Here is a 14,885-nt window from a genome sequence, read left to right on the forward strand (position 1 = left end):
CCATGCTTAGCAGAAACCGGGCCAACCCAAAACCGGCCCCATCTCCTCACCTGCCGTGTGGCTCATCCACCAGCGCAGTTTCCGGGCAACAGGGCTTCATCCCCTGTCCACGACCTGCAACTGGCCTTTACTGACAAACAGAACCTTCTCCCCCCGGAGCAGGGCCTGCGCCTCATGCCCGAACAGTTCGGCCCGCCATCCTTTGAGAACCGGCAGGTCCGTCTCCCCCTGCGCCAGACGCTCCAGCTCATCCGAGGAGGCAATCAGCCGGGCTGCCACGCGCCCTTCCTCACTCCGGGCCGTAAGAAGAACCTTGAGCAGAGCCAGCACACCGGAAGGCGCACGGGGCCGCTCCGCCTTGCGTTTGTGCGGCAGTTCCGGCCGTTCGCTCTCCGGGCACTGCTCCCCCCGCTGTACGGCAGCCAGCAGATCACGCCCCAGATCACTTCTGGCAAAATCAGCCGTGACACCACGGATCCGTGCCAACGTCCCGCTATCATGCGGACGGGCCACGGCAATCTCCAGCAGGCTTTCATCACGAATGATTCGCTGGCGGGGCATATCCGCCTGCTGGGCCGCTTCTTCCCGCCATGCAGCCACCTCCCGCAGGACAGCCAGTACCTTCCTGTTGCCTGTGCGGGGTTTCAGCTTCATCCAGAGCCCTCTGGGATCCGGCCGGAAGAGGCTGACTTCCCCCAAAGCCGCAAGCTCATCCTTCACCCAGGGCAGGCGGCCCTGTTCCTCCAGCTGGCCCAACAGCTTTTCATAAATGACCCGCAGATGGGTCACATCCGCACTGGCGTAGGCGATCTGCGCCTTTGAAAGAGGCCGGGCTGCCCAGTCGCTGAAACGGTGTGACTTGTCGATGCCCTGGCCTGTCATGGCAGACACGAGATTGTCATACCCGACCTGCTCACCAAACCCGGCCACCATGGCCGCTACCTGCGTATCAAACACATTGACGGGCAGCTGGTCGAATAAATGGAGGAAAATCTCAAGGTCCTGCCGGGCAGCATGAAAAACCTTCACGCACGCAGGCTCTGCCAGAAGAGCCGCCAAGGGAGACAGGTCAATGCCCGGCACACAGGCATCAATCAGGGCAACATCCTCACAACCACCAAGCTGGACAAGGCACAGGCGGGGCCAGTAGGTTCTTTCCCGCACAAACTCCGTATCCACCGTCACGAACGGTTCGTGACGCAGCTTCTCACAGAGGGATGCTACCCCAGCCGAGGTAGTGATCATGACAGGGGCAGGAAAATCGGGCTTTTTTGACATGGCGGCCATTCTACACCGTCTGCCGGAAACTGACCATCTCCCTCATGCGCTCCCCCTTTATGAAAACGGCCCGGCAGCAGGGTAACCCCTGCCATCCGGGCCTCATGCCATCCGCCATGGCAAAACGGCATCAATCGATATGGGCCTCCAGCCATGCCTTGAGCTGGCTCTTCGGCAGGGCGCCCATCTGCTGGGCAACCGGCTTGCCCGCCTTGAAGAGGATCATCGTCGGAATGCTGCGCACACCGAAGGTCGTCGGGGTCTCCGGGTTGGAGTCGATATCCACCTTTGCCACCGTGACACGGCCCTTGTAATCCCTGCCGATCTCATCCAGCGCCGGGGCAATCATACGGCAGGGACCGCACCATTCTGCCCAGAAATCCACCAGAACAAATCCCTCAGCCTTCAGGACATCCGCCTCAAAGCTCTGATCCGTCACAGCTACTGTATGCTCGCTCATGATATGATCCTTCCCCACACAAACACGATCTCACCTGTAGTGTCTCTGCCATAGATCAGACGCAGTGACCAGCAGCACACCCCACCATGACCGGGGCCTCATATGCCCTCATGAAATCATGACTTCTCCGGTACTGTTACCTTCGCAGATGGACCATCTACTTGAGAAACAGGTATTGCCGTGCAGCGTAATATGTTTTCTCTATGATAAACAGAGGGTAACAGACATCATGCCATGCCCCGGTCATCGGGGGAGGTTTTCCTGTACATCCAGCAGAGACTCCGGCAGCGCCGTCACGGCAGGCCCATCCACCCAGACAATGAAACACCGCACGGGACAATGGGGATACAGCCCCTGCATGACACGCCGGTAGCTGGCCATCTGCCCCAGATAGGCCGATGGTACACGCTCCGGCCGGGATGGGGGGCGGCCCGTCTTGTAATCGCAGAGCCAGACCGTCTGTCCATCAAAGCGGAAGCGGTCCACCTGCCCCAGCACGACCCGACCCGACCCGTCCCCCGGGCGGCCCAGCGTACCGGACACACCCTGCTCGGCCCGGCTCCCCGGCCCGAAAAGCGGCGCAAGAACATCCATCTCCACGACAGAAACCACATGCCCTGCCAGACTGGTCACGTCCTCCTCCGCCAACCCCGGCATGGTATGCCGCAGCCATGCTTCGGCCTTCAGCCGCCGCTCTGATGCAGGCAGGTCCGGCAGGAACTGGAGCAGCCTGTGGACCAGCGTCCCCCGCTCCATGGCATCCTGACGGCGACGGGTCGGCTGTGGAATGACCAGCCCCTCCCGCATGATCTCCAAAGGGGACCGGGCCGCAGGCAATGGCCCATAGGCCGCCGCTTCCGGTCGGCTTGGGGCCAGCGGACGGGCCAGGGCATCCTCATGGGGGGCAGGGGTCACCTGCCAGTCCGGTGCCTGCCCCATCCAGGCAGGCAGAGCAGGCCGGACCGGCGCCGCATCGGGACGTATCCCCGCTACTGCCGAAGCCATGACGGGCATCTCCAGCACAAGACTTTCCCCCTCCCAGTCTCCTGCGAAAGGTTCATCCTTCACCGTCAATCCCATCCGGAAGAGACTCTCCAGATCATCATGCCCATCCCCGGAAGAACCGACAGCCTCCTCTCCCAGTTGCTCTTTCAGACGGTTCATGCCAGCCAGACAATGATCATACCAACAGCTCTGACTGCTGTTCTTCTTTGGCTTCCAGCCACAGATGAGCAGCGCATCACTGGCACGTGTCAGAGCCACGTAGAGCAGACGGTTCTTCTCCTCCTTCTGGCGGGCCTTCTGGTGTGCCAGAAGCTCCCGTGTCCGCTCCGTCCCCATCTTGACCTGTGGTATCCAGAGCGGCCCATGTAACGCATCATCCGCAAGGCCACCCTCCGGCATATCGGCATCCAGCTCTGTCCAGAGCAGAGGGTCAGGCCGGCCAGCCGTACCTGTCATATCAGGCAGAATGACCAGACGGGCCTGCAACCCCTTGGACCGATGGACCGTCATGATGCGCACGGCATCAATCTCGGCCTCCACCTCACGCTTGCTCTCCACCGTACTGGCACGCAGCCAGTGCAGGAAACCCTGGAGGGATGGCGGATGCTGGGTTTCATATGTCAGGGCGACCGTCAACAGTTCATCTACCGGTTCGGCAGCTTCAGCACCAAGACGGGCCAGAAGGCGGGTCCGTCCCCCCTGCACACCCAGCGCCTGCATGAGAATCTCGTAGGGTGAATCATAATCCACACGTTTGTAGAGGGCCTGCAACCGCTCCCATGCCGCCCGCCATTCCGGCCGCTCCTCATGCCGCCGGGCCAGAAGACTCCAGAGCGGCATCCCGCCCCGCCCCAGCTCACGCCGCTGCCCATCCGCCGTGGCCAGGGCCATGAGAGACTCATCACTCAACCCACCAAGGGGGGATGTCAGCACGCTGGCCAGACTGAGATCATCCTGCGGCAGAAGCAGCGCATCACAGAGGGTCATCAGGTCCTGCACGGCTGGCTGCTCCACCAGCCCGCTGCTGATGAAGCTGGCCACCGGCACATCCCGTGCCTTCAGGGCCCGAATCAGCGCCCGCAGGAAGGCGGAGCGCTTGGGCACCAGAATCATCACCTCTCCGGCCTTCAGCGGGGCCGTGTCCGACTGGAGCGGACGGCCGATCTGCGCCCGTATATGCGTGGCCAGCGCATCGGCCAGACGCTGCTGGGTGCTACGCTGATCCTCGTTCTTCTCCGGCGCACGCCATGGATCAGGCACTTCTCCGGCTGTCCCATCCACAGGTACCAGAGGCCACAGCTCCACACGCCCCCCACCGCCGGACCGGGCCGAACGGTGGATGAGCCTGCCATCTTCCCCCGGCTCCCGCAGGCCGTCCCGTGCAGCCTCTCCCGCAAAAACGGCATCAACAAATTTCAGAACCGGCGAGAGGGACCGGAACGACACATTGAGCTGAGGTTCCTCCCAGAGAAGACCGGCATTCTTCACACGGCGAGCGAATTCCTGCCGCCATTTGTGGAACTGTTCCGGCTCTGCGCCCTGGAAACTGTAGATGGACTGCTTGAAATCCCCCACCGCAAAGATGGTCCGGGGACGGGGCATGTCCTCCCGCACGCCGGAACCAGAGAAAAAATCTGTCGTCAGGGCCCCGGCAATTTCCCATTGCAGGCCGGAATTGTCCTGCACCTCATCCAGCAGAAGATGGTCTATACCGCCATCCAGCTTGTACAGCACCCATGCTGCCCCCGGCTCCCGCAGGACAGCCCTCGTCCGGGCGATCAGATCATTATAATCGACCGTGCCACGGTTTCTTTTCTCATCGGCAAAACGCCCCATGACCGGCAGGGCAAGGGACAGAAAAGCCGTGTTGATCTCCAGAAGCCGCTGGATACGGATACGCTCCTGCATCTCCTGCTGGCGTCTGGCTTCATCCAGAAGACGCTGTACCAAATCAGGGGCCGCCTTGCGGGCCTTGGCCCCCAGATGGCGGCTCATGTCCATGACCCCGCCTTTCTGCTTGAACAGGAGCGACAGCAGGAAGGCATCATCCCGCTCGGCAGGATTGTCACACTCCAGCCATCTCAGGAACGTTTCGAACTTTTCCCTTTTGGAAGGCGCCAGCTGCGGCAAAGCTGCCTGAATGTCCGCCCGCCATGCCGCTTCATCTTCCAGCTGGCAGGCTTCGACCTTCAGAACCTCTGAAAACTCGCTCCCTACATCAAGCAGCCCCTGATAGGCCTCTTGCACCCGCTCCGGCCACATCTCCCAAAGCCGCAACAGGGGCTGAAGCAGACCTGACTGAGCATTGAACTGCCCAAGCAGGCCCATCAGCCTGTCAAAACCGGTCAGGCCTGCCAGAACCTGCACAGGGTCCTGATTCTGCGCCAGACTGTCCTCCAGCGCACGGCGAAGGGCCATCTGTCCGTCCGCCTCTTCCATCAGGACGAAATGCGGGTCCAGCTCTGCCTCCAGTGGGAAGCGCCGCAGAAGGGACTGGCAGAAGGCATGAATGGTTTCAATCTGCAAACCGCCCGGCGCATCCAGCACTTTCAGGAACAGCCCACGGGCACACTCCCGTGTAGCAGCCGTGTTGGGCACATCCAGTGCAGTCAGTGCCTCTCCCAGTCTTTCATCTGAAAGAGACACCCAGCGACCGAGATGGCTTTGCAGACGATGCGCCATCTCAGCGGCAGCGGCTTTCGTATAAGTCAGGCACAGGATGCGGGAAGGCTCCGACCCGTCCAGAAGGACAGGCTGCCCATCCTCACCAATCTGTTCCAGTGGCAGCATGAGACGTAACAGCCGGTCAATCAGCAGCTTTGTCTTCCCCGACCCTGCCGAGGCCGACACAAAGACGGAAGCCATGGGATTCGACGCCTTTTTCTGTGCCGTATTGGCCTCTTTCAGGGCCCGCTGATGGTTATCCTGTCCCTGTGATGCAAGCTGGATCATTCTTAATCGTCTCCTGCCAGACGCCATTCCGCCACACGGGCAAGCTGGGTGTAATCGCTGTAACGGTGCTCTTTCCCTGCCCATGGCTGAGACCGGTAAGGCCGGGATGGATCGTCATAATCCGTCAGAAGAGTCCGCAGCTGCTCAAGAGCCGGGCCAACCAGATCACCCAGCGTCACTTCTGCCTTCACGGCGGGAATGACCACTTCCTTGCCGGGTTCCTCTCCGCCGCTCAGTTTCCAATAGGCCAACGCGTCCGTTTCCACGGCAGGCAGGCCTTCGAAAGCACCCTCCTTCAGAAAGGCAGCCTCCAGCACCAGCTGGGATGACCAGCCTGCGATCACCTCGTTGCTTTCAGGGGGTGTTCCTGTCTTGTAATCAAGGATGCGCCCCGTGGTGTCCTCCTGCCCCGGCGTATTCCACAGATCAATCCGGTCGGCCCGTCCTGTAATATGGAAGTCACCACCCGGCAGGCCCCGTAGCGTATATGCCAGAGAGACCTCTGTGTGAGACGTACAGTTCAGCCGCCCTACACGACGCCACTCCTCCTGCGCCAGTACCCAGTCGGCAATACGATGCAGGCGAGGCCGCCACCAGCTGGCAAGGGCCGGATTCACCAGAGCCTCATCAAGGGCATCATCAAAATGACGGTGCAGAATCTGTGCCGCATGGGCCGGCCATGTACCGGGATGCTCCCTGATCATGCGCTCCAGAGCCGTATGGACGATCTTCCCGTAATCGGCGTGTTCCGCCCCTTCTTCCAGCGGGGCCAGAACCTTCAGCCCCAGCACATGACGGGCATAGATGGTGTAGGGGTCCAGCTTGAGCGTATCCAGCTGGGTAATGCTCAGCCGCCGGGGGCGCAGAGGCAGGGGAGGCCGTGGCTCGGGGGGAGCTACGGGCTTTGCCTCCCCGGCAGGCATGTCCAGCATGGTCTGCCACGCCAGTGCCGGGTGAACGGGAAGCGTGATCTGCCTCCCTTCCAGAAACGCTGAAAGGCGCATCAGCCACCGGGCCGGGACGGCGGGTGACCCTTCCCGCCGCTGGGCATTGGACAGGATGACCTGCTCCGACGACAGGGCAGCAGATACAAAGTCATGCGCCTGTGCACCAATCCGCCGCTCCGGTGACGGCAGGCCGACACGCTGGCGCATCGGGCGGCTCATCCACGGGCCGGATTCCGCTGCGGGAGGCCAGCTGCCTTCATTCAGCCCTCCCAGAATGACGGTATCAAAAGCCAGCAGGCGGGCTTCCAGCACGCCATAGATGGAGATTCGGGGATGGGCGAGTTCCACACCCCCCTGGTAGCCCCGCAGCCCTGTCAAAGTCTTGCCCGCCATGCTGGCCGTCAGAAACCCCTCCAGTGCCCTCAGGGGCTGGGGTGGCAAGTCCCCCGTATGGCTCATCAGCTCCACGAAATGCCGGGACAGGGCCCCGCCATCTTCCCCCAGCCAGAGACGGGACCCAGGGCGGGGCTGGTCAGCCTCGTACCCCTCACCCTCCACCGCTGCGAGCTGTTCGGCTGTCTCCAGAAGGGCAGCCAGAAGCTCTGGCACACGGGCGGTTGACTCCAGCCCCAGCAGGGGCCTGAACGCTTCTTCCATCCTGTCCAGAAATATTGCGAGACGTTCCGGGCTGTCTGGTGCATCGGCCTGATAGCCATTATCCGTCTGCTGCGCCTCCTGCAAAGCCTCAAGAGCATGGCGCAGTCCATCCAGCCCCGGCTGGGGAGCCGGCCCCCGTAGCAGCCGCCTTTCCAGAAGGCGGGCACTGGCCCGGGCACGGCCGGGGCTCCCCCCCAGAGCTGCCAGCGGATGCTTGAGAACGGACAGCAATGCCACCGGGCTGAACCGGGCCGTCACGGCCTGGGCGATCAGCCGCAGGAATACGGCCGCAGGGGTACGGACCAGCGGCTCTCCTGCACTATCATCCGCATGGATACCAAAACGCAGAAGCTCCGCCCGGACACGGTCGGCCAAACCACGATCCGGCGTCACAAGAGCACCGGAACGCCCCGGCTGGCTGGCCACGTCCCGCAGGATCAGGGCAATGGCCTGCGCTTCCTGCTGCGAATCCGCTGCTGGCAGCAGACTGATGCCAGAAGGACGGACATCACCCACCGGCTGCCCCCAGCAGGCAATGCCTGCCTCTGGCAACATGACATGCTGGAAAAGATTTTCCCGCTCCGGCCGCAGCGGATATCCCCATATGGCAATATCCGCCCGATTTATCCCGGCCCGGGACAGGAATTCACGAAACAGGGCCTGTGGATGGGTGGGAGGAAGCTGGTTCCACCACTCATCCTCCATGCCGCAATCCAGCCCCTGAAAGACCACCATGCCTCGTGGCAGGGCCGCCACAGCCTCCAGCGCCGTGGCCACCCCGGCAGACCCATCCACAAAGCCTACGGCCCAGAGCGGATAATCCGGCGGCATATCCGCCCAGAGGCGGGCCTGCGCCTCAATCAGGGCGACCTGACGGGCCATGATGTTGCTACGCTCTTCCTCCCGTAGAATGGCAGGCCATGCTTCCGTGACGATCCGAAGGAACTCCAGCGTCTTCTGCCAGTGTCCGGCAAAATCATCAGCCACGGCTTTCGGCAGGGCTTCATATAAGTCCACACCATTCCGCTCGGCATCATCCATCAGCTCTGCCAGAGCCTGCGCCAGCGGCCAGACCCGGTCGATCGTACCGCCGTCCCGGCCTGATACGGTCGTGAAAAAAGGTGCCGCCAGAATCAGCCGGGCCAGAATGGCCAGCCGGAAAACCGGTCCCACAGAAGGCGGAACAGTCTCATCAACCGTCATGGGAAACAGGCTCTGCTGCTCCACATCTCCCAGAGCCACGATGGCAGGCAGCAGGGCCGGACGGCCATCCAGAACCCGCAGGAAGGCTTCCATCAAGGCACGGGCCACACGGCGGCCAGGCACCAGAATCGTGCCATTGTCACCACCGCTGCGCCCGTCCGGGCCAGCCTCCACCCCCACACGCTCCAGCCAGTTCTGCACGACCGTATCCAGAAACGGACAGGATGCCGGAATGGTTGCAATATTGAGCGGATGTGCCTGTCCCATCAGCCTCTCCTCCCTTCAGAAAAAGAGGACAGGGCCTTCAACCGTTCCTCCGGCCAGCCATGCAGGGTCACGATGCGGGCCTCCTCGCCGGTCCCCTGCGCAAATGTCAGATGCAGGGCCCCGGCTGGCAGCATATCCTCAGCACGATCGGGCCACTCCACCAACATGATGCTTTCACAGGCATCATCCCATGAGAGTTCATAAAGTTCATCCGGCCCGGAAAGTCGCCAGAGGTCATAATGGAACACCGTTCCGGCTTTCGTCTCGTAAGGCTGGACAAGCGCAAAGGTCGGGCTGGGGACCTCCAGAGCCTCATCACCAGCCATATGGCGGATCAGTGCCCGGGCAAACGTACTTTTGCCGGCTCCCATCTCACCCTGAAGGGCCACACAGTCCCCCTGTCGCACCATGTCCGCAAGATGCCGTGCCAGAAGCACTGTCTGCTGCTGAGAAGAAAGATACACGTCCATCAGACACAACGCCCCGTATCGCTACCCGTAACAGGCGCCAGCATTGCTGAAGCCTCCCCCGGACACAAGAGGGAGCCCACAACCCCCGGCCGTTTCTCTCAGCAGACCAGCCAATGGGGCCTGTTCCGGGCTCACATGGCCAAACAAACCTCTACTCGAGCGGCAAAAAAATGCTTATGAATACCAGCATGACACATGCAGCTTCTTCCCACACGACAGATGTCGCCATCATTGGCGCAGGCCCCACGGCACTTTTTGCCGCCTTTGAATGCCGGATGTTACGCTTGGACTGCATCCTGACGGATGTTCTGGACAGTGTGGGCGGGCAATGTGCGGCCCTGTACCCGGAAAAACCGATCTACGACATTCCGGCCCATCCCTCCATCACCGGAGGTGACCTGATTGCCGCCCTTGAAGAGCAGATCGCTCCCTTCAACGTGCCCCGCCTTCTCGGCAGCCGGGTCAGCCATCTGGAAGGTGGGCCGGGGGCCTTCACCCTGAAGAATGAGCGTGGCGATACTATCCATGCCAAGGCCATCATCATCGCTGCCGGTGCTGGTGCCTTCGGGCCAAACCGCCCTCCGCTGGACGGGCTGGACGCTTATGAGCGCAGCGGGGCCGTGCAGTATTATGTGAAAAAACGGGCCGACTTCACCGGCAGGCGCATCGTTGTGGCCGGGGGCGGAGATTCTGCGCTGGACTGGGCCCTCTCCCTCTCCGACATTGCCGAAAAGGTCTATCTCGTCCACCGGCGGGACCGCTTCCGTGGGGCACCGGAGACACTGGCGCAGATCGAGGCCAAGATCACCGCCGGGGCCATCGAAAAAGCCGTTCCCTACCAGCTGCACGGCCTGAAGGGCGAAAACGGCCAGCTGACCCATGTGGACCTCATCGCCATGGATGACACGGTCCGCTCTCTGGAAGCGGACGTGCTGCTGCCTTTCTACGGTCTCTCAACCGACCTTGGCCCGGTGGCCGCATGGGGGCTGGAGACACAGCGCAGCACCATCCCCGTGAATCCCGCCACCATGCAGACCAGTCTGGAAGGCATCTTCGCCATTGGCGACGTGGCCCAGTATCCCGGCAAGATGAAGCTGATCCTTCAGGGCTTCTCGGAGGGAGCCGTGGCCGCCCATGCGGCCCACCATGTCGCCCATCCTGACAAGGCCCTGCGCTTTGAACATTCCACAAGCCGGGGCCAGCCGGGCACGCCCTGATACGGCTCCCCCACCCACCGCCCATGAAAAAAGCAGGTGCCCTATGACGGGACACCTGCTTTTTTTCGTCTGCCGGATGGTCCCCGTTCAGGCAACGCCCTTCAGGAACACGACCCTGGAGGCACCACCTTCAACAAGGGTTTCGATGGCCTTGTTGAACACACGGCCATGCTCGGTCCCCATATGGGCCTTGAAGGCCGCCTCATCCCGGTAGCTTTCCTCGACATGGAACAGGTCCGGCTCATCTTCCAGCGTGTACACCACGAACCGCACGCAACCCGGCTCGGCCCGCACGTTCTCGGCCAGAGCCGTCAGCAGGCTGGCCACCTTTTCCCGATGACCGGGCAGGGCTTTCATGGTCGCATAAAGACTTTTGGTCATGACATTTTCCCTTCTTCCCTTATGAAGCCCCGCCATCATGCCACAGAGGGGCAGACATCTGATACAGCCTGACATGGAAAAAGGCCGGAGCAGACGCCCCGGCCTTTTTCATGACCCAAAACGGAAGTCCGGGCCTCAGCCCTTCGCACCACGGGCGGCACGCTTGCGCTCGTGCGGGTCCAGATAACGCTTGCGCAGACGGATGGCAGACGGCGTGACCTCCACCAGCTCGTCATCCTCGATGTAGGCAATGGCCTGCTCGAGGCTCATCTTGCGGGGCGGAACCAGCACAACGGCATCATCCTTGCCGGAGGCACGCATGTTCGTGAGCTTCTTCTCACGCACGGCGTTCACTTCCAGATCATTCTCACGGGAATGCTCACCGAGGATCATGCCGGTGTAGATCTTCTCACCCGCATCCACGAAGAGCGTCCCACGATCCTGAAGGGAGAAAAGCGCATACGGAGTCGTCGCACCATCCTCGGCAGAGATCAGGGAGCCGTTGCGGCGGCCTTCAATCGCACCAGCATGCGGCTGGTAGGAGTGGAAGAGACGGTTCATCAGACCGGACCCGCGGGTGTCGGTCAGGAACTCGCCGTGATAGCCGATCAGACCACGGGAGGGGATCATGAAGGTCAGGCGGACCTTGTCACCGCCGGACTGACGCATGTCCTGCATCACGCCCTTGCGCAGGGACATCTTCTCCACGACCACGCCGGAATAAGGCTCGTCCACATCGATGACGACTTCCTCGAACGGCTCTTCCTGCTCACCCGTTTCCGGATTCTCACGGAACAGCACACGGGGACGGCCGATGGTCAGCTCGAAACCCTCACGGCGCATGTTCTCGATCAGCACGCCCAGCTGCAGCTCACCACGGCCGGCAACCTCGAAAGCCTCGCTTTCCGGGCTGTCCGTCACCTTGATGGCCACGTTGCCTTCCGTCTCCTTGAAGAGACGGTCACGGATCTGGCGGGACGTCACCTTCTTGCCCTCACGACCACCCAGCGGACCATCATTGATGCGGAAGGTCATGGAAAGGGTCGGCGGGTCGATCGGTGTGGAGGGCAGCGGCTCCTCGATGGACGGCTCGGCCAGCGTGTCGGGAATGGTGGCCTCGGAGAGACCGGCAATGGCCACGATGTCACCCGCTTCGGCTTCCTCGACGGGCACACGGTCCAGACCACGGAAGGACAGAAGCTTGGTGATGCGGCCTGTCTCGACCACGCTGCCATCAGCCCGCAGGGCACGGATGGGCATGTTCACCTTCGCACGGCCCTGCTCGATGCGGCCTGTCAGGATACGGCCAAGGAAGTTGTCGCTCTCCAGAATGGTGGAGACCATGGCGAACGGCTTGTCCTTATCCAGGCCCGGGCTGGGCACATGCTTCAGGACGAGGTCGAACAGCGGGTGCAGGTTCTCACGGGGGCCTTCCAGCTCCGTATCCGCCCAGCCCTGGCGGCCGGACGCATACAGCATCGGGAAGTCCAGCTGCTCGTCATTGGCACCGAGGGCGGCGAAGAGGTCGAACACCTCGTCATGCACCTCGTCCGGGCGGGCGTCGCCACGGTCCACCTTGTTGACGACAACCATCGGGCGCAGACCACGGGCCAGGGCCTTGCCCAGCACGAACTTGGTCTGCGGCAGGGCACCTTCGGCGGCATCCACCAGGATCACGGCCCCATCGACCATGCTCAGGATGCGCTCCACCTCACCACCGAAGTCGGCATGGCCCGGAGTGTCGATGATGTTGATGCGGGTGTTCTTCCACACGACGGAAGTACATTTGGCCAGGATGGTGATCCCGCGCTCACGCTCGAGATCATTGCTGTCCATCGCACGCTCGGTGACGGCCTGATTCTCACGGAAAGTGCCGGACTGCTGGAGCAGCTGATCCACGAGTGTTGTTTTCCCATGATCGACATGGGCAATAATGGCAATGTTACGGATGTCCATGGACGATCTTTCAGGAAGTGACAGATTGGGACAGAATGGTGCCCTTACTGCACCGAAACTGATTTTTTTGCAAATCCGAACCGTGTATCAAGCCATGCAGCATCGTATTTCATGCCTTCATCTTTCTCATTCCAGCAGAAAAGGAGCCGTTTCATGACCACCCATCCCCCCAAAGGCCCCACCGCCCCCGGCACGGAAAGCCTCAGCCAGCTTGGCCGACAGACCGTACAGCCGGAGTCGCCTGAAACCGCCGAGCTGGAGCGTGTCCCGGCTCCCCATAAAGGGCGGCGTTATGTTGTCCGTTTCACCGCTCCGGAATTCACCTCCCTTTGCCCGGTGACAGGACAGCCGGACTTTGCCCATATCGTCATCGACTACATCCCACGGGACTGGATCGTGGAGAGCAAGTCCCTCAAGCTCTACCTCACCAGTTTCCGCAATCACGGAGCCTTCCATGAAGACTGCTCGGTAACCATCGCCACACGCCTTGTCGAACTGCTGGACCCGGAATGGCTGCGCATCGGGGCCTACTGGTACCCTCGTGGCGGGATGCCGATCGACGTCTTCTGGCAGACAGGCCCCGCCCCGGACGATGTCTGGATTCCCGCACAGGATGTGCCCGGATACCGGGGGCGTGGCTGAAATTCCCCCTCAGAAACCGAGCGTCACGTCTCCGCCAATCAGAATACGGTTCTGATGCCGGAAATCCGCAAAAGGCCGGGTGTTGTTCAACGAACGGTCAAACCGGATTTCCGGACGGATCTGAAGCAGCTTGACATGATGGCCGATATTCGGCCGCCACACGGCATTGAAGGACAGGTCGCCATACGTCGTTGCCGGGGCGCTGTAGGTCCGGGCGGGCAGGCCGAGCAGTGACCGGCCATAGCCTGTGTCCTCCGGGTACTGCACGACAAACTGGCCCGTGCTGTCCCGATAGACTTCCGCCCGGGCATTGAAGGTCAGGGTGGATGTTGCCGCATAGGCTCCCCAGATGACGCCGCTCCATGTATTGGCATCCAGCCCCTCATCATGAACCTGCGTGGCCTCGGCTGTCAGGCTCCATTTGGGGTTGATCTGCCATGTGGCGTTGAGGTCGTTCCAGAAACGCTGCGCCTCATGCGCCCTGTGGCTGCCCAGCGCACGGCGGGGGTCTTCCGGCCCGACACGCAGCAGATAGGTCAGGGACAGGGCACCTCCTGCCAGCTGGCTGGCATTGAAGCCCACATAACCGGCCGGTTCGCCATTGTTGTTGCCCCGGCCAAATGATTTCTGGTTCCCGGCATCCATCCCGAACAGAACAGCGTAATGCGAATTCAGGTGCCACTGCCCATAGAAGCCGACATGCTCGAACGGATTGGAATACTGCGCCGTATAGGACATGGTGTAGAAGGCCCGCCCTGCCGGATTCAGCACCTCCACCCCCATGGGGGAGGACAGGATGCCCAGCTGCATGTCCAGCCCGTCTTTCGTCAGCCACGGCATATGCAGGGCGATGTTGGCCTGAATGGGGGTAAGCTGGTAGCGATGATGATCCAGCCAGCGGTCTGAAATCCCCGTGATGACGTAAGCTCTGGCATCAGAACCATAAAGCATCTGGATGTTCGCCCCCAGCCCGTAACCGTCACCAATCGGGTCAACGGGTTTGGTGATGGTCAGGGCGACCTGATTGAGCATCCCCGTATCACTGTGGGACTGGAGAAGCTGACCGAAATTCATGCCATTTCCAGGATGGCCGGTATTGGCCATGGCCCCGCCCTCAATCTGGAGACCGACATCAATGTCGGAAAACCAGCTCTTCCCGGCCGGTGCGGCAGGCTGGACGGCACTGGGGGCCGCCACCGGAGCAGGTGATGGAGCTGCCGGAGCGGGAGAAGAGGACGTGCCGGCCAGCGTGGCCTGAACGGGCCCCCCCTGCTCGCTGGGAGCGGCCTGTGCGCCTTCCAACCATGACACAGCTCCACCGCACACCCCGACCACCAGAAGATACTGCCAATACCGCATTGAGCCACCCCACCTATTGTTCCGGTATCGTAAGTATATCCACCTTCTGAAAAGCGGGACAATATCCAGAACAGACAGAATGGGATGAAAA

10 protein-coding genes are annotated in these 14,885 nt (G+C 61.7%); 2 read left to right on the forward strand and 8 right to left on the reverse strand.

What is annotated here, in order from left to right; all coding sequences use genetic code 11:
• Nucleotides 1-96: 96 nt before the first annotated feature.
• The 5 genes from rnd to tsaE all read right to left on the reverse strand — a co-directional run bounded on the left by rnd (nt 97) and on the right by tsaE (nt 9,239).
• Nucleotides 97-1,287 carry a ribonuclease D gene (rnd, locus tag CO583_RS07120; protein WP_081562814.1) on the reverse strand — a complete coding sequence of 397 codons (1,191 nt, stop codon included), beginning with the start codon at nt 1,285-1,287 and terminating at the stop codon, nt 97-99.
• 121 nt (nt 1,288-1,408) lie between these two features.
• Nucleotides 1,409-1,738 (reverse strand): thioredoxin TrxA, encoded by a 330-nt coding sequence (gene trxA, locus CO583_RS07125; RefSeq protein WP_043558061.1) that lies wholly within the window; start codon nt 1,736-1,738, stop codon nt 1,409-1,411.
• A gap of 243 nt (nt 1,739-1,981) precedes the next feature.
• Nucleotides 1,982-5,695 carry a double-strand break repair helicase AddA gene (addA, locus tag CO583_RS07130; RefSeq protein ID WP_249103292.1) on the reverse strand — a complete coding sequence of 1,238 codons (3,714 nt, stop codon included), beginning with the start codon at nt 5,693-5,695 and terminating at the stop codon, nt 1,982-1,984.
• 2 nt (nt 5,696-5,697) lie between these two features.
• Entirely contained in the window at nt 5,698-8,769 is a 3,072-nt protein-coding gene (addB, locus tag CO583_RS07135; RefSeq protein ID WP_249103294.1) for a double-strand break repair protein AddB, read from the reverse strand.
• Nucleotides 8,769-9,239, reverse strand: coding sequence for a tRNA (adenosine(37)-N6)-threonylcarbamoyltransferase complex ATPase subunit type 1 TsaE (tsaE, locus tag CO583_RS07140; RefSeq protein WP_283163485.1), 471 nt, complete (start codon nt 9,237-9,239; stop codon nt 8,769-8,771). The genes addB and tsaE overlap by 1 nt, the downstream gene beginning before the upstream one ends.
• Nucleotides 9,240-9,427: 188 nt before the next feature.
• Between tsaE and CO583_RS07145 the strand changes: the two genes are divergently transcribed.
• Nucleotides 9,428-10,456 carry an NAD(P)/FAD-dependent oxidoreductase gene (locus CO583_RS07145; protein ID WP_249103295.1) on the forward strand — a complete coding sequence of 343 codons (1,029 nt, stop codon included), beginning with the start codon at nt 9,428-9,430 and terminating at the stop codon, nt 10,454-10,456.
• Between the two features lie 87 nt (nt 10,457-10,543).
• Here CO583_RS07145 and CO583_RS07150 read toward each other — a convergent pair whose 3' ends face one another.
• Both CO583_RS07150 and typA read right to left on the reverse strand, forming a co-directional pair.
• Nucleotides 10,544-10,837, reverse strand: coding sequence for a putative quinol monooxygenase (locus CO583_RS07150; protein ID WP_043558466.1), 294 nt, complete (start codon nt 10,835-10,837; stop codon nt 10,544-10,546).
• A 135-nt stretch (nt 10,838-10,972) separates the two neighbouring features.
• Nucleotides 10,973-12,793, reverse strand: coding sequence for a translational GTPase TypA (typA, locus tag CO583_RS07155; protein WP_043558056.1), 1,821 nt, complete (start codon nt 12,791-12,793; stop codon nt 10,973-10,975).
• A 153-nt stretch (nt 12,794-12,946) separates the two neighbouring features.
• On the opposite strand from typA, the gene queF reads away from it, so the two are divergent.
• Complete coding sequence (queF, locus tag CO583_RS07160) at nt 12,947-13,435, forward strand: preQ(1) synthase (protein WP_043558053.1); 489 nt, start codon at nt 12,947-12,949, stop codon at nt 13,433-13,435.
• 9 nt (nt 13,436-13,444) lie between these two features.
• On the opposite strand, the gene CO583_RS07165 is transcribed toward queF, so the two are convergent.
• Nucleotides 13,445-14,794, reverse strand: a complete 1,350-nt coding sequence (locus CO583_RS07165; RefSeq protein WP_086431320.1) for an outer membrane beta-barrel protein — start codon at nt 14,792-14,794, stop codon at nt 13,445-13,447.
• Nucleotides 14,795-14,885 lie beyond the last annotated feature (91 nt).

The organism is Parasaccharibacter sp. TMW2.1882 (assembly GCF_023337635.1).
Classification (GTDB): domain Bacteria; phylum Pseudomonadota; class Alphaproteobacteria; order Acetobacterales; family Acetobacteraceae; genus Bombella; species Bombella apis.